This is a genomic window from Pseudomonas lini, from assembly GCF_964063345.1.
GTDB classification, from domain to species: domain Bacteria; phylum Pseudomonadota; class Gammaproteobacteria; order Pseudomonadales; family Pseudomonadaceae; genus Aquipseudomonas; species Aquipseudomonas lini_B.
The window spans coordinates 3,259,384-3,282,165 of record NZ_OZ061318.1 but is presented as its reverse complement, the minus strand read 5'-3'; the positions used below and the strand labels follow the sequence as shown (position 1 = coordinate 3,282,165).

Annotated in this window: 23 protein-coding genes; 11 read left to right on the top strand and 12 right to left on the bottom strand. The window is 60.1% G+C overall.

The window, feature by feature from the left end:
* Positions 1-92 precede the first annotated feature (92 nt).
* Positions 93-965 (bottom strand): pyridoxal kinase PdxY, encoded by an 873-nt coding sequence (gene pdxY / locus AB3226_RS15015; RefSeq protein WP_367373597.1) that lies wholly within the window; start codon positions 963-965, stop codon positions 93-95.
* A gap of 120 nt (positions 966-1,085) precedes the next feature.
* Here pdxY and AB3226_RS15010 point away from each other — a divergent pair, with 120 nt between their 5' ends.
* Positions 1,086-1,499, top strand: coding sequence for a DUF3301 domain-containing protein (locus tag AB3226_RS15010; protein ID WP_007896535.1), 414 nt, complete (start codon positions 1,086-1,088; stop codon positions 1,497-1,499).
* A 127-nt stretch (positions 1,500-1,626) separates the two neighbouring features.
* Here AB3226_RS15010 and AB3226_RS15005 read toward each other — a convergent pair whose 3' ends face one another.
* On the bottom strand, positions 1,627-2,589 hold the full coding sequence (locus AB3226_RS15005; RefSeq protein WP_367373596.1) for a GTP-binding protein: 963 nt from the start codon (positions 2,587-2,589) through the stop codon (positions 1,627-1,629).
* A 27-nt stretch (positions 2,590-2,616) separates the two neighbouring features.
* Between AB3226_RS15005 and AB3226_RS15000 the strand changes: the two genes are divergently transcribed.
* Positions 2,617-2,973 (top strand): hypothetical protein, encoded by a 357-nt coding sequence (locus AB3226_RS15000; RefSeq protein WP_008073576.1) that lies wholly within the window; start codon positions 2,617-2,619, stop codon positions 2,971-2,973.
* A gap of 4 nt (positions 2,974-2,977) precedes the next feature.
* Here the strand turns inward: AB3226_RS15000 and AB3226_RS14995 are convergent, their stop codons facing one another.
* Genes AB3226_RS14995 through dksA form a run of 3 tightly spaced genes read right to left on the bottom strand, consistent with a single transcriptional unit; the run spans position 2,978 to position 5,269 of the window.
* Entirely contained in the window at positions 2,978-3,628 is a 651-nt protein-coding gene (locus tag AB3226_RS14995; protein ID WP_367373595.1) for a DUF1826 domain-containing protein, read from the bottom strand.
* Positions 3,628-4,836 carry a zinc metallochaperone GTPase ZigA gene (gene zigA, locus AB3226_RS14990; RefSeq protein WP_367373594.1) on the bottom strand — a complete coding sequence of 403 codons (1,209 nt, stop codon included), beginning with the start codon at positions 4,834-4,836 and terminating at the stop codon, positions 3,628-3,630. Before zigA ends, AB3226_RS14995 begins: the two co-directional genes overlap by 1 nt.
* A 28-nt stretch (positions 4,837-4,864) precedes the next feature.
* A complete protein-coding gene (gene dksA / locus AB3226_RS14985) occupies positions 4,865-5,269 on the bottom strand; it encodes an RNA polymerase-binding protein DksA (protein ID WP_217856960.1) in 405 nt (134 codons plus the stop codon).
* 127 nt (positions 5,270-5,396) lie between these two features.
* On the opposite strand from dksA, the gene AB3226_RS14980 reads away from it, so the two are divergent.
* The gene (locus AB3226_RS14980; RefSeq protein ID WP_367373593.1) at positions 5,397-5,774 is read left to right on the top strand and encodes a glutamine synthetase; all 378 of its coding nucleotides are present in this window, start codon (positions 5,397-5,399) and stop codon (positions 5,772-5,774) included.
* Here AB3226_RS14980 and AB3226_RS14975 read toward each other — a convergent pair.
* Positions 5,771-6,979 carry an N-acetylmuramoyl-L-alanine amidase gene (locus AB3226_RS14975; RefSeq protein ID WP_367373592.1) on the bottom strand — a complete coding sequence of 403 codons (1,209 nt, stop codon included), beginning with the start codon at positions 6,977-6,979 and terminating at the stop codon, positions 5,771-5,773. The genes AB3226_RS14980 and AB3226_RS14975 overlap by 4 nt on opposite strands.
* Before the next feature lie 85 nt (positions 6,980-7,064).
* Here AB3226_RS14975 and folE2 point away from each other — a divergent pair, with 85 nt between their 5' ends.
* The 7 genes from folE2 to AB3226_RS14940 are packed head-to-tail and all read left to right on the top strand — an operon-like array spanning position 7,065 to position 13,213.
* Positions 7,065-7,961, top strand: coding sequence for a GTP cyclohydrolase FolE2 (gene folE2, locus AB3226_RS14970; protein ID WP_367373591.1), 897 nt, complete (start codon positions 7,065-7,067; stop codon positions 7,959-7,961).
* Positions 7,958-8,626, top strand: a complete 669-nt coding sequence (locus AB3226_RS14965) for a metal ABC transporter ATP-binding protein (protein WP_367373590.1) — start codon at positions 7,958-7,960, stop codon at positions 8,624-8,626. Before folE2 ends, AB3226_RS14965 begins: the two co-directional genes overlap by 4 nt.
* Positions 8,626-9,492, top strand: coding sequence for a metal ABC transporter permease (locus tag AB3226_RS14960; protein ID WP_367373589.1), 867 nt, complete (start codon positions 8,626-8,628; stop codon positions 9,490-9,492). Before AB3226_RS14965 ends, AB3226_RS14960 begins: the two co-directional genes overlap by 1 nt.
* An 11-nt stretch (positions 9,493-9,503) precedes the next feature.
* Positions 9,504-10,379, top strand: coding sequence for a metal ABC transporter substrate-binding protein (locus AB3226_RS14955; protein ID WP_367373588.1), 876 nt, complete (start codon positions 9,504-9,506; stop codon positions 10,377-10,379).
* Positions 10,376-10,936: a DapH/DapD/GlmU-related protein gene (locus tag AB3226_RS14950; RefSeq protein WP_367373587.1), complete on the top strand. Its 561-nt coding sequence runs from the start codon at positions 10,376-10,378 to the stop codon at positions 10,934-10,936. The genes AB3226_RS14955 and AB3226_RS14950 overlap by 4 nt, the downstream gene beginning before the upstream one ends.
* A 2-nt stretch (positions 10,937-10,938) precedes the next feature.
* A complete protein-coding gene (locus AB3226_RS14945) occupies positions 10,939-12,276 on the top strand; it encodes a dihydroorotase (protein ID WP_367373586.1) in 1,338 nt (445 codons plus the stop codon).
* A gap of 34 nt (positions 12,277-12,310) precedes the next feature.
* Positions 12,311-13,213: a His/Gly/Thr/Pro-type tRNA ligase C-terminal domain-containing protein gene (locus AB3226_RS14940; RefSeq protein ID WP_367373585.1), complete on the top strand. Its 903-nt coding sequence runs from the start codon at positions 12,311-12,313 to the stop codon at positions 13,211-13,213.
* A gap of 78 nt (positions 13,214-13,291) precedes the next feature.
* Here the strand turns inward: AB3226_RS14940 and AB3226_RS14935 are convergent, their stop codons facing one another.
* Complete coding sequence (locus AB3226_RS14935) at positions 13,292-13,813, bottom strand: DUF3617 domain-containing protein (protein WP_123357105.1); 522 nt, start codon at positions 13,811-13,813, stop codon at positions 13,292-13,294.
* A 130-nt stretch (positions 13,814-13,943) separates the two neighbouring features.
* Between AB3226_RS14935 and cls the strand changes: the two genes are divergently transcribed.
* Positions 13,944-15,383 (top strand): cardiolipin synthase, encoded by a 1,440-nt coding sequence (cls, locus tag AB3226_RS14930; protein ID WP_367373584.1) that lies wholly within the window; start codon positions 13,944-13,946, stop codon positions 15,381-15,383.
* Here the strand turns inward: cls and cfaB are convergent.
* The 5 genes from cfaB to hflK (AB3226_RS14905) all read right to left on the bottom strand — a co-directional run bounded on the left by cfaB (position 15,380) and on the right by hflK (AB3226_RS14905) (position 22,738).
* Positions 15,380-16,567, bottom strand: a complete 1,188-nt coding sequence (gene cfaB, locus AB3226_RS14925; RefSeq protein WP_367373583.1) for a C17 cyclopropane fatty acid synthase CfaB — start codon at positions 16,565-16,567, stop codon at positions 15,380-15,382. The genes cls and cfaB overlap by 4 nt on opposite strands.
* A gap of 198 nt (positions 16,568-16,765) precedes the next feature.
* Positions 16,766-18,676 carry a cation-translocating P-type ATPase gene (locus AB3226_RS14920; protein ID WP_367373582.1) on the bottom strand — a complete coding sequence of 637 codons (1,911 nt, stop codon included), beginning with the start codon at positions 18,674-18,676 and terminating at the stop codon, positions 16,766-16,768.
* Complete coding sequence (gene hflK / locus AB3226_RS14915; protein WP_367373581.1) at positions 18,673-19,731, bottom strand: protease modulator HflK; 1,059 nt, start codon at positions 19,729-19,731, stop codon at positions 18,673-18,675. The genes AB3226_RS14920 and hflK (AB3226_RS14915) overlap by 4 nt, the downstream gene beginning before the upstream one ends.
* Positions 19,728-20,777: a protease modulator HflC gene (hflC, locus tag AB3226_RS14910; RefSeq protein WP_367373580.1), complete on the bottom strand. Its 1,050-nt coding sequence runs from the start codon at positions 20,775-20,777 to the stop codon at positions 19,728-19,730. Before hflC ends, hflK (AB3226_RS14915) begins: the two co-directional genes overlap by 4 nt.
* A complete protein-coding gene (gene hflK / locus AB3226_RS14905; RefSeq protein ID WP_367375800.1) occupies positions 20,774-22,738 on the bottom strand; it encodes a protease modulator HflK in 1,965 nt (654 codons plus the stop codon). Before hflK (AB3226_RS14905) ends, hflC begins: the two co-directional genes overlap by 4 nt.
* Positions 22,739-22,782 lie beyond the last annotated feature (44 nt).

Genomic DNA, 22,782 nt, shown 5'->3' with positions numbered 1-22,782 from the left:
TCGCTTTCGCGGGCAAGTCGGATCACCGCACCGCTCGCTCCTACGGGTAATGCGCCATCCCTGTGTAGGAGCGAGGCTTGCCCGCGAAGCTTTTAAAGGCTGATCGCTGTCGCCTCAAACCGCACCCGCGGATGGGCAATCCGGTCCTGCGCCCGCACCAGTTCCAGCTCATAGCTGGCGCACGCCTGGGTTTCCAGCAGCACTTCATGCACCGCGGCCGCGGTGAATTCGAAGGCGCTCACCAGATTGTCACCTTGCAGCACACGCGCCAGGAACAGCCCGGCAGTCAGATCGCCAACGCCCACCGGCTGACGCGGAAACGCCAGCAGCGGCCGACGCAGGTGCCAGCTGCCTTCGGCGGTCACCAGCAACATCTCGAAGCCATCCGCCAGTTTGCCGGGATAGTCCAGATGCTTGACCAACACCGCCTTCGGACCACGCGCCAGCAGCGCCCGCGCCATGGCCAGGCAATCGAACAATGACTGCGCCTTACGCCCCGAGAAGCTGTTGAGCTCCAACTGGTTCGGGCACATGAAGTCGGCCACCGCTGCCGCCTCCTCCAGCAGAAAATCGCTGACTTCAGCCGGTACGCTGCAACCCTTCTCCGGATGGCCCATCACAGGGTCGCAGAGGTATAGCGCTTTGGGATTGATCGATTTGATTCGTTCCACGCCCGCGAGAATCGCCCGGCCCTGAGCCGCGCTACCCAGGTAACCGGACAACACGGCATCGCAATTGCCCAGCTCGCCGATCGCCGCGATGCCTTCGACCAATTCCGGAATCTGATGCGGGGCCAGCACTTCACCCGCCCACTGGCCATATTGCGTGTGGTTGGAGAACTGCACGGTATTGAGCGGCCAGACGTTCACCCCGACCCGCTGCATCGGGAAAACCGCGGCACTGTTGCCTGCGTGGCCGAACACCACGTGGGACTGGATGGCGAGCACATGGGGCGTACGTTTCATGCGGTGAGTTTTCCGTCAAACGATTGAAATTCAAGCCGCGCAGTATGCGACCAAACGCAGCCTGTACGACAGACCGGCGACGCAGTTAAGCTGGCACTATCTTGTTGGAGCACCCTGTTGATGCTGACCCTCGGAAATATCTTCGTGCTGATGCTGCTTGCCACCGGTGGCGCGTGGCTGTGGCATAACCACGGCTTGCGCGAGCGCGCGCTGGAGCGGGTCATGCAGCATTGCGCCAAGCTGCGGATCGAGCTGCTGGACGGCAACGTAGCCTTGAAGAAGATCGCCTTCATTAAAGACGCCAATGGCCGTCGGCGCCTGGCCCGTGTGTATAACTTCGAATTCACCGTGACCGGCGAAACCCGCCACACCGGAACCATCACTCAATTCGGCGCCCATAGCGCACAGATCGAGCTCGCGCCCTACCCGATGCCGTTCGACGACACACCGCCGGTGGTTGATATCGCGAAGCCCAGAGCTGAGGTGATTGAACTGAGTCAGTGGCGGCAAGAACACACGAAGTGGCGTCCATGAGTCGGATGTCAGTCTATTAAAACCAATCGCGGGCAAGCCCGCTCCCACAAGGTGCACACTGTACCTGTGGGAGCGGGCTTGCCCGCGATGTGGCCTTCAAAAACGGCACAAAAACTCGCTAATTTGCCTAAGTGCGGCACCCCGCCAAACCTTCCTGCAGTTCCGGGACAGCCTGCGGCTCACTGAAAATCAGCTCAATGCGCGAATCCCGACGCCATTCGCTGGGCTGCCAATCCAGCATCGAGTTATCCAGCGCATTCGCCGACACCCAACCCTCGGCACTGTGGATAACCAGCTTCGCCCGCCGCCATTCAAGGCGCTCAAGCCATTTCCCGATCAGTACGGCATCGAATATCTGACTCGGATGCCACCGCCATCCAACGCTCCAGCCGCCCTCCTGCGCCTGACTCAAGCAAATCGGCAGCGTGGGGTCAGTCCAAATGGCTGGCATCTGCGCCAATCCCTTGGGCACGACAAAGTTATCCACACCCCCGACAGCCTGAGCCCCGAGCCCTGGTAACTCGCTCAACGGCAAGACCGCTTGCTGCGTCCAGTACAAAGGACGCATCGGCAACTGTGCGGCGATTCGCTGGCGATCGCTGTCGTCGAGGCCTTCCGCCTTGTTCAGCAACAACAACCCGGCACTGTCCAAGGCTTGCTGTTGCGCCGCAGGCAGCGGTTTTCCGACCGCGAGCGCCTGGGCATCCAGCACCAGCACGCAAGGTTGAACAGCCAAGACGCCTTGCCACGGCGCCTCACTCAATTGCCTGAGCAACTGCGCCGGATGTCCCAGCCCGGAGGGTTCGATAAACAGTCGATCCGGTCGTGCCTTGCGCAGCAACCGCCCGAGGCCGATCTGAAACGGCGCACCATTGACGCAACACAAACAGCCCCCGGCCACTTCCCCCAGTGCGATACCATCGGCATCCTGGGTCAACAACGCGGCATCCAGACCGATCTGGCCGAACTCGTTGATCAACACCGCCCAGCGCTCACCCACGGGCCGCTGCGCCAACAGGTGCTTGATCAGGCTGGTCTTGCCGGCACCCAGCGGGCCGGCAATGACGTGGGTGGGAATGTTCTGCAACATGGTCGAGGTTTTCTGAGGAGGTAAAGAATGCGGTTGATGGGATGGTCGTTGCTTCTGGCGCTCACATCGGGCGAAGCGCTGGCTCAGGCCTGCGTGGTGCACAGCACGGCTGAGCGGCTCGACGTGAAGGTCTGCCAGCAAAACCGCAACATCCCGGAAAAACTGTTCGCCGACGGATTCTGCCAGCCGAATCTGCCCGGGCAGAAAGTCGAGGTGCAGTACGTCGATCAATGCCCTACCGGCGCGTTCGGGGTATGCAGCAACGCTCAAGTCGCCAATATGCCTTACCGGCAGGATATTCACTATTACGGCGTGGCCACCGATGCGGCGTATTTGAAGCCGTTTTGCGAAGCCCAGAGCCAGGGAACCTGGCTCAAACCTTGAGCGGCTAGCTCAGCCAGTCGAGAGTCAGGATCAAACGACGCTCGCCCGGCGCCGGCTGCGGCGAGCGGTGGATCAAACCAAAGCCTTCGTTGCCGTGCCACTTCTCCCCTTTAAGCAGCGCCACTTCACCGCTGGTGATTTGCTGGATCAGCGAATCGTCCTGCGGTTCGGCTTCAGGTTTGCCTAATTGCCGACGATCCATCACCCCTTCTTTCAGCCATTGGCTGCCGATACCTGCGTAGGTGGTGATCAACCGCACCGGCACATGATCGACGTGGAAGCGCGGGCACATGGCTTTGTCCAGAACCCGCAGGCGCAGGCCGATACGCTGGGCGCCCAACAGGCAAGCAAAAGCGCTGACCAGCCAGGAAACATCAGTGATAAAGCCTTCGTAGCCCTCAAGGTCGCTGAAGCCTGAGGCTAAACCGTGGAGATTGGGTTCGGCGTCATCGCCGGGCATTTCCAGGGACAGCGCCTCGGCCAACGGCTCGTTCAGGGACAACAACAAGCGACCGAAATCAGCAATATGCGCCGGGAGTTGGCGTTGCCAGAGAGCGAGGTTCACGCCGTCGTCCAGAATCCCGGTCAGCGCTTTTGGCGTATCACCTTGAACCTGACGAATGACCGGTCGCAGCTTCAGACTGGGCGCCAACATCAAGCAGCCGCCTCTTCGTGCCAAGGACCAAACGGATCGGGCAGTAACTGCCAGCCCTCGACACCCAAGGCCATCTCAGTATCCGTCAGCAGGCAGCTATCGAGTTCGATGGTGAGTTGCGCGAAATCGATGTTCTGGCCGATAAACACCAGTTCCTGGCGGCAATCACCGGTAGCTGCCGTCCAGTTCTCCATGATCCCGGCGGTGCTTTCTTCGTCTTGCGGCCACTGGTTTTTCGGCACGAAACGCCACCAGCGTCCGGCAAAACCGTGACGCATCAAGCCGCCGGCCTGGGACCAGCTACCAGCGTCCCGGTGTTTGCTGGCCAACCAGAAAAAGCCTTTGGAACGCAGCAATTTGCCGTTCACCCACGGACGGTCGATGAAGCTGAAGAAACGTTGCGGATGAAACGGTCGCCGCGCCCGATAGGCCGTGGAGGCGATACCGTATTCCTCAGTTTCCGGCACGTGCTCACCGCGCAATTCCTGCAACCATCCCGGCGCCTGAGCAGCCTTGTCAAAGTCGAAGCGCCCGGTGTTGAGAATCTTCTTGAGCGGCACTTCGCCCATGACCATCGGAATGATTTCCGCCTGGGAATTGAGCCGTTCAAGGATCGCGATCAATTCCTGACGCTCGCTACTGCTGATCAAATCGATCTTGCTGATCAGGATCACGTCGGCGAATTCGATCTGCTCGATCAACAGATCGGTGATTGAGCGTTCGTCCTCCTCCCCCAGGGTTTCGCCACGGGATGCGAGGCTTTCGGCGGCCTGATAGTCGAGCAGGAAGTTCATGCCGTCGACTACGGTAACCATGGTGTCGAGCCGCGCGACGTCCGCCAGGCTCTGCCCTTCTTCATCGCGAAACGTGAAGGTTTCCGCCACGGGCAGAGGCTCGGAAATGCCTGTGGACTCGATCAACAGGTAATCGAAACGACCGTCCCTGGCGAGTTTGCTGACTTCTTCGAGCAGATCTTCGCGCAAGGTGCAGCAGATGCAACCGTTGCTCATTTCCACGAGTTTTTCTTCGGCACGGTTCAGGCTGACATCGCGCTGAACTTCGCTGCCATCAATGTTGATCTCACTCATGTCATTGACGATCACCGCGACCCGCAAATTATCGCGATTACGTAATACGTAATTAAGAAGTGTACTTTTTCCTGCGCCGAGAAAGCCCGACAGGACGGTCACGGGGAGACGATTGGGCATCAGGTATTCCTCATCAGGATGTGGCCGGTCAAATCGCCCGTTGATGGCGTTCGCGCAGCTCTTCACGTTCTTTGGCTTCAATGCACAGAGTGGCGGTGGGTCGCAGCAACAGGCGCTTGAGGCCGATCGGCTCACCGGTTTCGCGGCACCAGCCGTACTCGCCGCGAGCCAGGTGTTCGAGGGCTTCGTCGATCTTGTCCAGGAGCTTCTTTTCCCGCTCCAGCAGGCGCAGTTGCCACTGGCGCTGTTCTTCAGCGCTGCCTATATCGGCGGGATCGCTGTGGGGTTCCTGCTCGCGTAACACATCGAACTCGCCGGCAATGCGCTCCTGCAGTTCGCTGCGCTGAGCCAGTAGCAGGTCGCGAAAGAAGCCTTGCTGGGCGTCGTTCATGTAATCGGCGGCGGGTTGAGCGAGGAGTTCTTGTTCAGTCATGGCGGCGGATCATCAGAGCGGGTGTATTTTGATGTTATAGTATAACAATACAAATAAGCCACTCCCCTCTTGCTCGCCACGACAAAGGGCACGATGCTTGCGCCCGTCCGCCCCCTTGAGAAATGCCATGGGAAACGTCCTGAAATTCTCACTGTTGAGCCTTTCGTTGCTGATCGCAGTCGATGCCTGGGGACAAATGCCGAGCCTGGCCAACTGCACTCGCAGCGCCAATTTGTTGGCCTGCGTAGATGCCGACGGCAATGCCTACAGCGTTAACACCGTCGGTAGCACGATCTATCTGCGCGGCTTCGAAGTAGCCGGTAAACGCCAATGGGCGCAAACCAATAGTCGCTACGGGCAACTGACGTTCTTCACGGGCATCGCGTCCGATGGCGAAGCCTGGGTCGGCTACAACCGCCGGGTTGGCTGGACAACCATCAATCGGTTTTCCAGCTCCGGCGGCAGCAGTGGCAAGTTCACGTGCAGCCGGATGACCGGCTGCTAGGCCTGCGTCTTTTTCTGTTCCTGCTGCCAGGCGATGTAACTGTTCATCGGTGGGTTCTTCTGAAAATAGCGCTGCAACCCTTCGAACAAACCATCGGCCACGGCTTGCTGATGACGGGCAGTCACCAGTCGCTGGCTGTCGCGGGCGTTCGAGATGAAGCCGATTTCCACCAGAATCGACGGCACATCCGGCGACTTCAACACGGCGAATCCTGCTTGTTCCACGCGCCTCTGATGCAGCGTGGTAATGCCCGCCAGGCTGCCAAGCACCGTGCTGCCCAGTTGCAAACTGGCGGCGATGGTGGCGTTCATCGACATGTCGAGAATCACCCCGGCGAGCATCGGGTCCTTGTCCTTGAGATTGAGCAGGCTGGTGGCGCCCAGCAGATCTGCACCGTTCTCCCGTTGCGCCATGAGGCGCGCCGTGGCTGAAGTCGCGCCACCTTCGGACAGGCAGTACACCGACGCACCTGAAGCGGTGAGACGCGGCGCCGCGTCCGCATGGACCGAGATGAACATGTCGGCCTTGTGCTTGCGGGCGATCTCCACGCGCTTGCGCAGCGGAACGAAGAAGTCATCGTTGCGCACCAGTTTCACGTCGAAGCCCTTCTCGCGCTTCAGCCGCTTGGCAAGCAGTTGGGCGATCGACAGCACTACGTCTTTTTCCCGCTCACCTTTGGCACCGACCGCGCCCGGGTCTTTGCCACCGTGACCAGGGTCGACTACCACGATGATGTCGCGCTTGGGGTGGGCCTTGTCGGTGACGGGTTCGCGTTTTTCCAACGGCGCCGCTGCGATCTGTAGCGGCGCAGCGGTCGTCAGATCGAGCACCAATCGGTGCCCCTGCCCGTCCTGGGGCGGCAGCAGGAAACTGTTGAGCTGCACCGGGCTGCTGAGGTCGAGGACGATCCGCGTATCGCCCTGACCGAAATGTCCGGAGCGGATTGAGCGAATCACCGTGTCGCTGAGTGCCAACTGACTGAAATCGCCGCTGAGATTGGCGCCACTCAGATCGATAATCAGCCGTTCCGGAGCGCTCAGGAAAAACGTCTTGTATTGCACCGGCCCGCTCAGATCGAACACCAGTCGCAGCTTGTCGTCAGAGCGCCACAGTCGTGCATTGCGGATTTGCGTGGCCGACGCACCAAAGGGTAACGCGAAGGCCGCGCTGGCTAGAATCAGGTTGAGCAAGTGACGTCTGTGCATGTGAAAGCCCGTTCATGAAAAAGGCATCGTCGATTTGACTGTTATAATATAACATGCCAAATCAACTCCCACGATGGACCTGCTCATGAATGCGCTGACTCTGCCGGATATCGCCGCGCAGGCCTCACGCCAAGCCCTGCCACTCGATTGGGTGGGCATGTGCGGCATTGCTCTTCCTGTTGTATTCGACGGCCAGCGGCTGAGCGCAAAGGCCGACGCTGGCGTTAGCCTCGACGATGGAGAGGCGCGCGGCATCCATATGTCGCGGCTGTATCTGGCGTTGGAAATGCTTGAGCAGGAAAACCTTTCACCGGCGTTGTTGCGGCGAGTCTTGCAGAGTTTTCTCGAGAGCCATGAAGGACTTTCCCACAACGCTTACCTAAAGATTCACACCGATCTACTGCTCAAAAGACCTGCGCTCATCAGTCCGCTAGCCGGTTGGAAAATTTATCCGGTGAGCATCAAAGCCAGTTTGAAAAACGCGATGTTCCACGTGGAACTAAAAATCGACGTTCCTTATTCCTCAACCTGCCCGTGCTCAGCAGCGCTTTCGCGGCAGCTGATTCAGCAGCAATTCGTTGATGACTTTGCCAATAAGTCACTGCAACACGCCGACGTTCTGGCTTGGCTCGGCTCCACGAAAGGCATCGTCGCCACGCCGCATAGCCAACGCAGCAATGCGCAATTGCAGCTGCGTCTGGACGACTACCTGGATGACCTGCCGCTGATCGCCGCAATCAACGACGCGGAAGCAGCCCTCGGCACCGCAGTGCAAACCGCCGTGAAACGCGCCGATGAACAAGCCTTCGCCCTCGCCAACGGCCAGAACCTGATGTTCTGCGAAGACGCTGCTCGACGCTTGAACCTGGCCCTGAAACGCTCCCCGGGCATCAACGCCTTTCACGTGCGAGTCGTTCACGCCGAAAGTCTTCACGCCCACGATGCCGTTGCCGAAAGCCGTTGGAATTGGGAGGCCGCATGATCCGATGCCAAGCCTTGCGCTGGGGCGCACCCGGTCAACCGCTCACTCCGTCGGTGGATCTCCAACTACCCAAAGGAAGTCTGACCGCCGTCATCGGGGCCAACGGTTCGGGTAAAAGCAGCCTGCTAAAAGTCATCGCCGGCCTGCAAAAACCACTGACCGGAAAAGTCATCATTGATGTTCCACGCAAAGGCGGCCTTTCGTTCCTGCCTCAGCAACAACACCTGGACCGGCAATTCCCCATCAGCCTGCAAGAGTTGGTGGCTGCAGGTTTCTGGGGCAGCAAGCAAACTCCGGAAATTCGCAGCCAGCGACTCAAGTCTGCGCTGGAAGACTGGTGCCTGACCGGCCTGGAACATCGCCCATTGATGGCCCTCTCCGGAGGCGAATTGCAACGTGCCCTGCTCGCTCGGTTGAGTCTTGCCGAAGCCCCCTTGCTGCTGCTTGATGAACCTCACGCCGCGCTCGACGAACTCGGCCAGGCGCTGCTCTGGAAACACATCCACGCTTGGCATGCCGAAGGTCGAACCCTGGTCGTGGTGTGTCATGACCTGGCCGCTGTGCGCCAACATATTCCGCAAGCCCTATTGATCAAGAGCAGCGGCTGCGTCGTCGGCCCCAGTACCGATCTGATTCACCAACAACCCCAGACGCAGGTGGCCTGATGATCGCTGCCGCTCAGCTTTGGCAACCGTTCCACGAATTCGTATTCATGCGCCGGGCGTTGCTCGGTGGTCTCGTTCTGGCGTGCAGCACCGCTCCGCTTGGGGTGTTTCTGATCCTGCGACGCATGAGCCTGATCGGCGATGCAGTGGCTCACGGCATCTTGCCGGGCGCCGCATTGGGCTTCTGGTTTGCCGGGTTGAGTCTGCCCGCGTTGACCATCGGTGGCCTCGGTGCGGGCCTGAGCATGGCCGGACTGGCGGCCTGGATTACCCGCCGCACTGGCCTGCGAGAGGACGCGAGCCTGGCCGCGATTTACCCGATATCGCTGGCCAGCGGCGTGCTGATCCTCGGCATCGCAGGCAAGCGTCTGGACCTGTTGCACCTGTTGTTTGGCTCGGCACTCGCGGTCGATGGGCCGACTTTGACCGGCATGGTTTGGGTCTCGGGCTTCAGCCTGATCGCCATGGCCCTCATCTACAAACCCCTGTTACTGGACACCCTCGACCCGCTTTTTCTGCAAACCGTCAGCCGCCTCGGGCCTCTGGCTCATGGGGTATTTCTGACCCTGGTGGTGCTGAATCTGGTGATCGGTTTCCAGGCCATCGGCGCCCTGATGGTGGTCGGTTTGATGATGTTGCCAGCCGCCGCTTCTCGCTTCTGGAGTCGTCGCTTGCCGGCACTGATGGTCATCGCCGCGCTGCTCGGCTGCCTCTCGGTCTGGCTCGGATTGTTGCTGTCGTTTTACTACTCGCTGCCCAGCGGCCCGGCGATCGTGCTGGTGGCTGGCGCTTTGTATCTGCTGTCCGTGGTGTTCGGTCCGGTGCACGGTTTACTGCGCCGCCCGCCTTTGCTCACATCCCAATGAGGTGTTGCCCGATGCGCGCTTTACTCGTGCTGTTCAGTTTGATGCTGTCGATGTCACTGTCTGCCGCGGAAAAACTCCAGGTCGTCACCAGCTTCAGCATCCTCGCCGACATGACTCATCAGGTCGGCGGCGACCATATCCAGATCACCAACATGGTCGGGCCGGACGCCGATGCCCATACCTACGAGCCGACGCCGGACGATGCCAAGGCATTGCTCAAAGCCAAACTGATCATCAAGAACGGGCTGGGTTTCGAGCCATGGCTGGACCGTCTGGTGACCAGCACCGAGACCAAAGCTGCGGTCATCAGCGCCAGCCACGGCGTCATTCCACGCTCGCTGGATGAAGACGGCGAAACCATTCCCGACCCACACGCCTGGCACAACCTGGCGAACACCGAGCTGTACATCAGCAACATCACCAAAGCGTTGATCGCCGCCGACCCTGCGAACAAAGCCGACTACGAACACAACAGCCAGGCCTACCTGAAAAAGATCTACGCCTTGCTCGCCGAGGCCAAAGCCAAGCTCGGTTCGCTGCCGCCGGGTAATCGTAAAATCGTGACCTCCCATGACGCCTTCGGCTATCTCGGTCAGGCTTACGGCATCGACTTCATGGCGCCACAAGGTCTGTCCACCGAACGTGAACCGTCGGCCGCCGAAGTCGCTGCGCTGATCACACAGATCCGTCAGGCCAAGGTCAAAGCGGTGTTCATGGAAAACATCAAGGACGCACGCCTGCTCAAGCAAATCGCCGATGAAAGCGGCGCGCATATCGGCGGCACGCTGTACTCCGATGCCCTCGCGGCGAGCGGTCCCGCCAGCACGTTCGCCGGGTTGTTCGAATACAACCTCAACACCTTGTATGAGGCGTTGAGCAAGCCATGATCCGCAAGAATCCTTCGGGTGATCTGCCGTTGATTGCGGAGTCCGCGTACGTGGATAAAACCGCCATCATCTGCGGCAAAGTGGTGATCGGCGAGAACGTGTTCGTCGGTCCGTACGCGGTGATTCGCGCCGATGAAGTGGACGACTCGGGCGAGATGGAGCCCATCACCATCGGCGCTAATTCGAACATTCAGGACGGCGTGGTGATTCACTCCAAGTCCGGTGCAGCGGTGACCATCGGCGAGTTCAGCTCCATCGCCCACCGCTCCATCGTGCATGGCCCCTGCACCGTCGGTAACCGCGTGTTCATCGGATTCAACAGCGTGCTGTTCAACTGCGCGGTGGGCGACGGTTGTGTGGTGCGGCACAACTCGGTGGTCGATGGTCGTGACTTGCCTGAAGACTTCTACGTGCCCTCCACCACGCGCATCGGCCCCAACACTGACCTGTCGCAGTTCCCACCGGTGAGCGTCAGCGCCTCGGAGTTTTCCGAAGACGTGGCGCGCACCAACGTCGATCTGGTGCGCGGCTACAAAGCCCTGCAAAACGAGTTCTGACCATGAGCAGCGTGCTGATTCGCAATGCCCGGCTGGTCAATGAAGGTCGTGAGTTCGACGGTGATTTGCTGGTAAGCCACGGTCGCATCGTCAAGATCGCCAGCAGCATCGAAGGTGAAACGGCCACCGTGGAAATCGACGCCAACGGCCAATGGCTACTGCCGGGCATGATCGATGACCAGGTGCATTTCCGCGACCCCGGAGCGCCGGACAAGGGCAGCTTTCATACCGAATCTCGAGCGGCGGTGGCCGGCGGCATCACCAGTTTCATGGACATGCCCAACACCTCCCCAGCCACCCTGACCCTCACCGCGCTAGCCGACAAGAAGCGTCGAGCGGCGACCGACTCAGTGGCCAATTACGGTTTTCATTTCGGCGTGAGCAATGACAATCTCGACACGGTTGCCGCGCTCAACCCTTGCGAAGTGGCCGGGGTCAAAGTATTCATGGGCGCCTCCACCGGCAACATGCTGGTGGACGATCCACGGATTCTCGAGCGGCTCTTCGCCGAGGTGCCGACCATTTTGTTGGCCCACTGCGAACACACGCCCAGCATCGAAGCCAATGCCACGAACCTGCGAGAGCTGTTCGGCGAGCACCTTCCACCCGCCGCTCACCCGCTGATCCGCAACGCCGAAGCGTGCTTTCGCTCCTCTTCAATGGCCGTTGATCTGGCCAGGCAACACGGCACCCGACTTCACGTTTTACACTTGAGCACGGCCCGCGAACTGGCGCTGTTCGAAGACCAGCCGCTGGCACAGAAACGCATCACCGCCGAAGTCTGTCTGCATCACTTGCTGTTCGATGATCGCGACTACCCGAGCCTTGGCAACCTGATCAAGTGCAACCCGGCGATCAAGACTCAGACCGACCGCGATGCCTTGCGCCAAGCGCTGTTGAGCAATCGACTGGATGTGATCGGCAGTGATCACGCGCCTCATACCTGGGCCGAAAAACAGCGATCCTACAGCCAGGCGCCGTCCGGTTTGCCGTTGGTGCAACACGCCCTGCCCGCGTTGCTGGAGCTGGTGTCCGATGAGATATTGCCGATCACCACCCTCGTGGCCAAGACCAGTCACCGGGTCGCCGATCTGTTTGCCATCCCCGACCGCGGCTACCTGCGCGAAGGCTACTGGGCAGATCTGGTGTTGATCAAACCCGAGCCCGATGGCCTTGCCGTTTCCCGGCAACCGATCCTCTCTCAATGCGGCTGGACGCCCTTCACCCACCATAGCTTTCGCCACAGCGTCAGTACTACTGTGGTGTCGGGGCAAATTGCCTGGCACAACCAACGTCTTAATGACAGCTGCCAGGGTTTAGCTCTACGGTTTATGCGCTAGCGCGCGTTGTCGAAAACATTCGAGAACTCCGATCATGATCCACATCACCCTGCCCGATGGTTCATTGCGTGAGTACGATCAGCCGCTGTCTGTGTATGAAGTTGCTGCAAGTATCAGTCTCGGGTTGGCTAACGCGGCGGTGGCCGGTCGGGTCGACGGCGTGTTGGTGGACTGTGGTTTCCTGATCGAGGGCAATGCCCGGGTCAGTATCGTCACGCCCCAGGAACCCGATGGCCTGGAGATCCTTCGCCGTTCCTGCGCGCTGATGCTGGCCACTGCCGTCAAACAGCTCCATCCGAATGCGCAGTTGCGAGCCGGATCGTCGCTGGGTGATGGTTTCTTTTATGAGTTTGCTTTCCACCGCTCTTTAACTCTGGCCGAGCTGCCAGCTATCGAAGCGCGCATGCATGCACTGGCGGCGACCAACCATTCGATCCGACGGGCAACAGCTCCCCGGGCGACGTCAACCGAACGGTTATCGCTGTATCGCTTGGGGGATTTTGAAAGTTTCGCTGCAGGCCCGCATGTTCCCACCACCAAGGTATTGCAAGCATTCACTCTGGACCATATCAGCGGCACGTCACAGCAACAGATCTACGGCACGTGCTGGTCCAGCCAACAGGAGCTGGACACTTGGCGAGCGCCGCCGCAAGTGATGGTCGTGAACATCGATGAACGTCAGAGCGCTTATGCGCACTCGGTGACCCAGGCACTGCGCCGCCGCGAACTGCGGGCCAACTCGGATCTGCGTAACGAGAAAATCAGCCACAAGATTCGCCAGCACAGCCAGAAAGTGCCGTATCTGTTGGTGGTGGGAGAGAAGGAAAAGGAAGGCGGGTTTGTCAGTATGCGCAGCGGCAGCGGGGAGGACTTCGGGGAGAAAGGGATTGAGGCGGTGTGTGAATTGTTGAATCCGCCGAAGATTCAAGGTGACTAAACGGACGCCTTCGCGGGCAAGCCCGCTCCCACAAGGTCAAATGTGATCCCTGTGGGAGCGGGCTTGCCCGCGAAGCTTTTAGGCCCGCGGTTTAACGGTCCCGCAATCCTGGCCCAACCACACAGCGCGAGTATCGAGGCTGCCCTTCTGCTGAATGCCGGTGGCGTTGAAAGTGCCGTTGACCTTGGTGGTGAACTCACGATCGCTGAGGAATGTGGCGACACCCGCACCTTGCGCTTTCGGACAGCTGAAACGGAATTTCCACTGGTTGCCGGTACGTTCGGTGATTTGCTGCTTGCAGCCCGATTGTGGGTCCGTCAGTGGAATGTTGTCGGTCTTCACCTGCTCAGGCGTCAGGCAAGCCCGAATACCTTTACCGCCCATGGTGATGCCCTGCTTCTCCAGCTGAGCGCGCTGTTCAGGGGTCATCTGACTCTGTATCTGGCCGAGAATCAGTTGAAGATCGGGCAGGTTCTGGTCATCGACCTTCATGTTGCTTGAAGTCATTTCCCACAAACCCGGTTGCAACATCTGCGCCTGAGCAGCCACAGGAAGTGCCAAACCAAACGCAATGGCCAAACCCAGCAGACGAACGTTCATCGAGTAACTCCTGATCATTAGTGGCCGTTAGACGTCAGCTACGGGCTTCGGTTCATGGACCAATTAAATAGCGACATTCTGCCCGGAACATGGTCTGTTAAGCATGAATCTTCAGGAGCAAGGCTGCCCCATGGATTATTTTGGACCGCATGTTTTTGGTTATCTGATCGCTCTGCTGCACACGCTGGGCTCGATTGCCGCCATTCATGCCGTATTGACCGTTCGGACCGCTCAAGGCTCGATCGCCTGGGCTCTGTCCCTGCTGTTCATTCCCTACCTCACCCTTATCCCCTATCTGGTCTTCGGCCGCAGCACCTTCGATGGCTATATCAAGGCCCGGCGGCAAGCCAACGAAGAAATGCGCAAGGCAATCTCCGAGCTGAACTGGCGCCCCTGGGTAGAAGAGGCACTGGCTGCTCGCGCCTCCAGCGCCTACGCGTCTTTGAGGGCCATGCCGAAACTGGGACGTATGCCGTGTCTGGCGAATAACGAAGTGCGCTTGCTGATCGACGGCCAAGCCACCTTCGAGGCGATTTTCGACGCCATCAGCAACGCCCGGCAAGCGGTGCTGATCCAGTTCTTCATCATCCACGATGACCGCCTCGGCCAACGCCTGCATACCTTGCTGACCAAGAAAGCTGCAGAGGGCGTGGCGATTTACTTGCTCTACGACCGCATCGGCAGCCACTCCCTGCCCCACAGTTACGTGCAACCGTTGCGCGATGCCGGTATCGAGGTCAAAGCCTTCGCTACCCGCAGCGGCTGGCTCAACCGCTTTCAGGTCAATTTCCGCAACCACCGCAAGATCGTAGTGGTCGACGGGATTGTCGGTTTTGTCGGCGGGCTCAACGTCGGCGACGAGTACATGGGCGAGAAACCGCCCTTGGCACCATGGCGCGACACTCATGTGCAAGTGCGCGGGCCAGTGGTGGCCTGCATGCAGGAATCCTTTGCCGAAGACTGGTTCTGGGCGGCCCGTTCGCTGCCGCCGTTGATCCTGCCGGAGGTTTATCCGGATGACGGCGTGCTCTGCCAATTGCTGGCCAGCGGCCCGGCGGATTCCTACGAAACCTGTTCGCTATTCTTTGTCGAAGCCATCCATGCGGCGACGGAACGGGTGTGGATCACCAGCCCTTACTTTATCCCGGACGAAGCGGTATTCGCCGCGTTGCGACTGGCAGTGTTGCGCGGTGTGGATGTACGGATTTTGTTACCGTCGCGGCCGGATCACCGGATCGTCTACGCCGCTTCCAGCCTTTACGCCTTCGAAGCGGTACGTGCTGGCGTGCGCTTGTTCCGTTACCAGCCGGGGTTCATGCATCAGAAAGTGGTGTTGATCGACAGTGAAATCAGCGCCATTGGCAGCGCCAACATGGACAACCGTTCGTTCCGGCTGAATTTCGAAGTGATGTTACTGACGGTCGATAGTGTATTTGCCGCCGAAGTGGAACAGATGCTCAACGACGACTTCGCCCAGGCTCACGAGATCGCCAAAGAAGAAGGCCGGGAGACCCACCGCCTGCAACAGATCGGCATGCGGATCGCCCGGCTTATTTCACCGATTCTTTAAGGGTTGTAAATGTCATCGCGGGTCCATGGCAGTTCATGGCTGCCATCGGGATGGGTTTTCACCGCAAGGATTTGATGCAGGTTGATCCAGCCTCTGGCGAAGGCATAGGCGCACCCCGCCAGGTACAACCGCCAGATCCGCAAAGCCTGCTCCGGCACCAGTTTGCCGGCGGCTTCCAGATTGTCCTCCAGGCGTTCGCTCCAGTGGTCCAGGGTTCGCGCGTAATGCAGGCGCAGGCTCTCGACATCAACGATTTCCAGCCCCGCATCGCTGATCTCAGCCGAGATCATCGACAGGTGCGGCAGCTCGCCATTGGGGAACACGTACTTCTCGATGAACTCCCCGGCACCGCGCCCGACCGGACGACCGTCGATGTGTTTGGCGGTGATCCCGTGGTTCATCACCAGGCCACCCTCTTTCACTGCGCCGAACAAGGTTTTGCAGTACTCGGCAAGATTCGCATGGCCAACGTGTTCGAACATGCCGACGCTGACCACCTTGTCGAAGCGCCCGTCCTGAGGCAAATCGCGGTAGTCGAGCAGTTGCAGTTCGATCTGATCCTCCAGACCTTCGGCTTTCACCCGTTCGCGGGCCAGTTCCAATTGCTCTTTACTGAGCGTGATCCCGAACACCTTTGCGCCGAACTCACGAGCCGCATACCGCGCCAACCCGCCCCAGCCGCAACCGACATCCAGCAGATATTCGCCTGGCTGCAACCGCAGCTTGCGGCACAGGTGACGAAACTTGGCCTGCTGGGCTTGCTCGAGGGTTTCACTGCCGGTCTCGAAATAGGCGCAGGAATACGCCATATCGCTGTCGAGCCACAGTTGATAAAACGCGTTGGAGAGGTCGTAGTGATAGGAGATGGCTTTGGCGTCGGCTTCCTTGTCATGCACCGCGCGCACCGGTTGCACTTCGTCGTCTTCGTTGAGCAGCGCCTGACTCCATTCATCGCACACACGAATCACATCGCTGATGGAGCCTTCCAGTTCCAGCTTGCCTTCGACGAACGCCGCCCCCAACGCATCGAGGCTGGGATGGGTGAACTGGGTAACCATGTGGGGGTCCTTGACCACAATGGTGACGCTGGGCGTCGGCCCCAGATTGAACTCATGGCCGTCCCAGAGTCGCAAGCGAAGCGGTAATTGCAGATTCTGTAAGGCCGGTGGAAGTTGCGCGAGCATGAAAAGCCCCCCTTTTTCAGACGACAAATCTGAGGGTAGACCATCCTTGAAAAATAGCAGGCTATCGAATTAATAGCCTTTTTCTATTCCCGGTGTTGCCTGCAACACTGAAACCATCCAACGGGCGACCGTTGAAAATGATCGCCTTACCCTAGATGACTACAAATCCGGCACGCAGTTCTGAAAAGTTGTAGACGCTCACACCTCATCCTTAAGCTTGAGTAGGGGTTCCTGAAAGCGTAGCAAACGCCCGGCATTACCGAGCACCAATAACGTGCTCAAGTTGTGCAACAGCGCGGCAATCATCGCGCCTGCCGCGCCAAGCCAGCCGAATGCGGCGAACGCGACGATGGCCAGGGTCCAGCCCAAACCGATAATCACGTTGACCTGCAAGGTCTGGCGGCATTGGCGACTCAAGCGCACACAGGTTCCGAGCCGGCGCAGATCGCTGCCAATCAGTACGATATCGGCCGAGGCCAGCGCGATGTCCGCGCCGCCCGCGCCCATGGCCACGCCGACGACACCGGCCTTGAGCGCCAGGGAATCGTTGATGCCGTCTCCCACCACCATCGGCCGGAAACCGCTGCCGATTTCCTTCAGCACTCGATTGAGTTTGTCCTCGGGCAAAGCCTGGGCTTCGACATCGCTGATGCCCACATCCCGGGCCAGCGTGTGCGCAACGCTTTGCCGATCCCCGGTGAGCAACAGCTGACGACCCAAACCCAATTCACGCAACTCACTCAGGGCAAACCGCGCCTCGGGCTTGACGCTGTCGGCGAGCAACAGCCAGGCGAGAAATTCACCGTTGAGTGCCAACCCGGCAATCGGGCCGTCGTGTTCGGGAACAGCTGATGTATCGATGCCCAATTGCGCGAACAGCTCCGGACGACCGAGGGCCGCCTCGCCCTGCTCGGTCATCGCCACTACACCCAGCCCCTGACGCTCGTGAATGTCGGAAAGCAGCAGAAAGTGTTCCTGAGTAACCAATCCGGCCAAGGCGCGGCTGACCGGGTGGCTGCTGGCGGAACCGAGGCTGGCAGCGAGCTTCAGTACGTGACTGCGATCCTGCAGAGGACTGTCGATGGATTGCAGGCGCAAGGTGCCGAACGTCAGGGTTCCGGTCTTGTCGACCACCAACGACGTAAGGTCAGCCAACTCTTCGAGGAATGCCGAGCTGCGAATCAGAATCCCGTGCCGAGCCGCCACCGCCACCCCGGCGATGGCTGTGGCCGGTGCCGACAACACCAGCGCGCAAGGGCAAGCCGCTACCAACACGGCGAGCATCGCTTGCGCATCGTTGGTGATGAACCAGGTCACGGCCGCCAGCAACAACACCAGCACCATATAGCTGCCAGCGTAGCGTTCGAGCAAACGGGTGATCGGCGGCTTGGAACGTTCGGCGCTTTGCATCAGCGCGATGACCTTACCCAAGGTCGATTCGTTACCGGTGCGGGTCACTTCAATGCGCAACAGGCCATCAAGATTGATCGCCCCGCCGAACACCGACATGCCCACACCGGCTTCTATTGGTACCGACTCACCGGTAATCGAGGCGGTATCGAGGCTTGCCTGACCGGACAACACCCGGCCATCCGCCGGCACTCGATCGCCGGCACGCACCTCCACGAAGTCACCGGCCTTGAGGGTGCCGTTGTCGACTTCAACGACGGAACCGTCAGCCTGAATCTTGCGCGCATGGCTGCGAGTCAGTTTGCCGAGGGCATGAATCGCCTCCTGCGATCCGATTACGCTGCGCTCTTCCAGCACGTGGCCGAAGATCATGATGATCGGTAGCAGAGCCGCGGTGAGCAGATCGCCTGTGGCCCAAGCGCCGAGCATGGCCAGGGCGATCAGTTGATCGGTGATCCCGTGCAGGCTGGGATAACGCAGGCTGTACCACGCCGAGCGCATGACCGGCACGGCCACCAGCAAGGAAGCGAACCCCAGCAGCAATTGGCTGACACCGGTCTGCTCCGGCGACAACCAGCGCCAGATCAGGCCCAGTGCAAGCAACCCCAGTGCAAGCATGGCCAGGGTCAACTGGCGCGCGGCGCTACGTTGTTCAGCCGAGGACAACATGCTCGGCGCGGCGGCGGTGTGGGCAGTCATTGCGCAGCTCCCTGAATGATCAGGCGGGAATCGTCTTTCGGATCAACCGTGGTCACCGAGCCGGCCTGCCCGAGAATCTTCGGCATCCGCTCACGGTAAATACGCAGCAGCATTTGCGGGTCAGTGCCCTGTTGTTGCGCCTTGGCCAAACTCAGCACCGTGGCGGTGTCGGCAGAGGCTTTGGCCAAGCGTTCGCTGGCTTGGGCGTGAGCCACTTGCAGCGTGCGGTCGGCTTGTTCGTTGGCCGACTGAGTCAGTTTCTCGGCTTCAGTGCGTGCGTTGGCCACGACTTTGTCGGCTTGCTGACTGGCAGTTAATACTGCATTGAACGCGTTCACCGCCGGGCCGGGCAGACTCGACTGCACATCGACCCGCACCACTTCGATGCCCATCCCCTGTCCCGTCGCCGTCAGTTCGGCCAAGCGCTGATTGATGCCCCGCACCAGATCGCCGCGTAGACGTTCGCGGCGCTCAGCGGCCTGATTGTCGGCACCGATCAGTTCCGGTCGAGCCACCAGAATGGTGTCCAGGTCTCGTGCGGCGGTGAGCGCCACGGCGCTGCGGGTCACCAGCCGATCCAGTGCCGGCAGCACATGTTCACCTTGAAGAACGAAGGCATACGGCTCGGTGACTTTGTAGAACACCCGCACATCCAGTTGCACAACACCTGCATCACCGGTCAACAAATAACCTGAGCCGGCGAGCGCATCGCTGATCGGCGTGGCGAAACTCGCCACTCGATCCGCCTGCAATGCAGCATCCATGCGCAGCAGATTTTCTACACGGCGCTCGATCACCCGATCCGCTGCCGGCAACAGGATTACCTGCTCGAACGGGCGCGGCCATGCCAACAGCAAACCGGCATTTTGAATGCGATCCAGTGCGCCGAAGTGCAGCACCACGGCACGATTTTGCGGGTCGATTTGCCGCACATTGGAGAATGCCCACGCCAAAGCAGCCAACACGGTCACGGCGTACAGCGCCAAAAAAGCCAAGCGCCCGGCCTGAATCCAGGGGCTGCTCAACTCATTTGTTCCACGTGGAACTAAACTCATGGCTGCGATCCGGACTTGTTATCGAGCGTCGGCGGACCGTCAACCAACACCCGAAACGGCGCGGCATCGGTACGTAAAATCAGTTTGGTGCCCGGCGTGACGATGGTGCCCAAGGTGTCGAGAGAACGCAGCAAGTTGTAGAGCTGCGGCGAACCGGCGTAGGCACGGCCGTAAATCTGCGCGGCTTCGACGCGGGATTGGGCTTCGATGTCCGCAGCTTTCACTGTCGCATCAGCTTGCACGATCCGCGCATCACGCTCTGCCGCAGAGCGAATTTGCGCGGCTTCACGCTTGCCGATGGCCGTGCGTTCAGTGGCGATGGTTTCACGCTCGGCGCGCATACGATCGACAGTCGCGGTGAGCGTCACCGACGGCAAGGTTAAACGCTCGATGCCGACTTGCAGCACTCGCACGCCATAAGTGGTGAGCAACTGTTGATCGATCTGCTGGCGCAGCTGTGCTTCAAAATCGGCGATGCGTACTTGGTTGGCATCGGTGTTCACCAGGTTGGCCAGATCGAAACTGCTGGCGGTGGTTTCCAGCGCCGAGCCTACAAAGGTGCGGATCTGCCGTGCCGCTTCGTCCGGCTGGTTCTGTACGGCGCGCATAAAACGTTGCACGTTGTCTGGATCACCCTGCACCTGCCAGGCCACGTAGGCTTGCACGATGATGCGCAGGCCATCGCGCGTGCCCACATCCTGCAAACCGCTGGAGGTGGTACGCAGCCGCAGATCCACCGGGATCGCCGCCTCGAACGGTGCCGGCCAACGCCAACCAAGTCCCGGCTCCAGCAACACCCGCGATGGATTGCCGAAGCGCGTAATCACCGTGGCCTCGCCCGAGCGCACTTGCACCAGGCTCGCTGCCGCAATGGCAAACGCCACCAGCAGCGCCGCCCAACCCATTCGCCGCCACGGGAAAGGGCCAGCTTCTTGTGGATCACCGTGGTGATGATGGTGATGACCGTGGTGATGCCCGCCATGGCCGTGATCGTGGCCGGCGTGATCATCGTGATCGCGATTGTGAGTAGGCGTCGACTGGCTCAATGGACAGCTCCAGGTTGAACAGTATTACGCGGCGGCGCAGGATCAGCCGGCAGCGTGAATGTACGTAGGTCGATGGTCGGTGCATTACCGCTGCCGCCCAGACGATGATCGAGAACCAGCAACTTGGCGTTGGCCAAACCTTGGGTCAGTTGACTGAGGTATTGCTCCAGCACGAAGGCCTGGCCGGCGCTGGAAAAAGCCTTTCGCTCGGCGGCAAATTTCAGGTCGGCGGCCTGAGCGGTCGAATTGATTTCATGAGCACTGGCCGTGGCTTGATCATGAGCGATGCTGGCCTGCAATTGCGCCTGATTGGTCGCCTCCGCCGCTGCACCGCGCTCACGGGAAATCAATGCCTGAGCACCAATCTGCGCCGCTTGCACGCCGTGATAAGCGTTGGCGGCCCCCGCTGGCGGATGAATGGCTTCAACCACCGTGGCGAGAATTTCCACGCCGCTGTCGAGTTTTTGCAGGTCAGCCTGCACAGCGCGACCGATTTCTTCGGCGAGCCCTACCCTGTCCTCGCCGAGCAAACCATCAAGGGTTCGCGAGGCGAAGTCGTGAACCAGAATCCGGCTGGCGGTGCTGCGGATCAACGTTGGCACATCGGCGCTGTTGTACGTTGCTGCCAGCGCCGCCTGATCGCTCAGGCCAATGCGATAGACGAAGCGCACATCCATGTTGACGATCTGGAAGCTCTGTTTGTCGGCGCGGCTGCTGGCGATGACTTGGGATTTGTCGTTCACATGGCTGGCATCCCACAAGCGATTGGCAATCGCCGGTGCCGGGCCTTCGGCAGGTTCGGCTGCGACTGGTGCCGAGGTTTCGCCAACGCTGGTGGCCAACTCGTGGACCACGCCGTTCTCGACGCTCAGCACGCGGCCCAGCGGCCACGGTAAACCAGCGTGCAAACCAGGACCGAAAACTTCCACCGGTTTGCCAAAGCGCTCATAGATACCGCGCCCCTGCAGCGATATTTCGTGAATGCCGGTGAGCGACCAACCGACGATTGCCACCACCGCCAGCACCGGTAAAAACGCCCGGCGCATGTAGGTGAAGGCCCAGATTTGTCGCAGGTCGATACCGAAGCGGTTGTGCAGTTCGTGCTGCAATGCGAGCAAAGGCTGCGGCGGCCAGCGCAGCATGTCGGCGACGAAGCTTCGCGCCAGCAACGCCGGTTCCAGCTGTTCACGACGGGGACTGAACAGCGACAACACGGCGCGCAGCAGCAACTCGACAGCGACCAGCCCCGGCAGCAAGCCGATCAGCACCGCCAGACGCACCGGCCAGACCGATGTTTCGCTGCCGAACAACAAACACAGGGCGCTGAGCACCAGGCAAATAATCGCGACCCGCGTCAGCTGCGCCAACGACCCTGCTTCGGGCCACTGGGCGACGTTTTCCTGCGCCAGTTGCCGCTCCAGCACCAGCAAACCGAACGCCAGCAACAACGACAGCGCGGCGCCGACACTGGCCGACAACCCCAGCGCAGCGGGCGGCAAGGTCAGATTCCAGATTTGCTCGATGCTGTACAGCATCAACAATGCCCAGCCGCCAAGCCATAGCGTCGGTGCACCGATCTGCCCCAGCAAGCGCAACCAACGCTGACTGATCCGGTCCAGCAACCGCTCGTACCAGCCTTCAGCGGCAACGACTTCCTCAGCGACAACCACCGGCACCAACACAGCCGGATTCATCGCCCGTGCGCGCCATTGCGTCACCCACCAAGCTGATTGCAGGCCGGCGACCAGCACCAGCAAACCGGCGCTCTGATTGACCAGCAACGCCGGCCAAAGCGACTGCGGCGCAAACAGCCCGACAAAAAACGCCAGCACCAACCCTGCGCCAGCCAAGGCACCCAAACCGATCGCGAATTGCCGCAATCGCCGTCCTTGAACCACCGCCTGCTGAAAGCGCGGCAGCCCTGCTATCTGTGCTCCATCGCCATCGAGATCGACTTGCATACCACCCCAGCCATTGCTCACATCACAATTCGTTACGATATAAC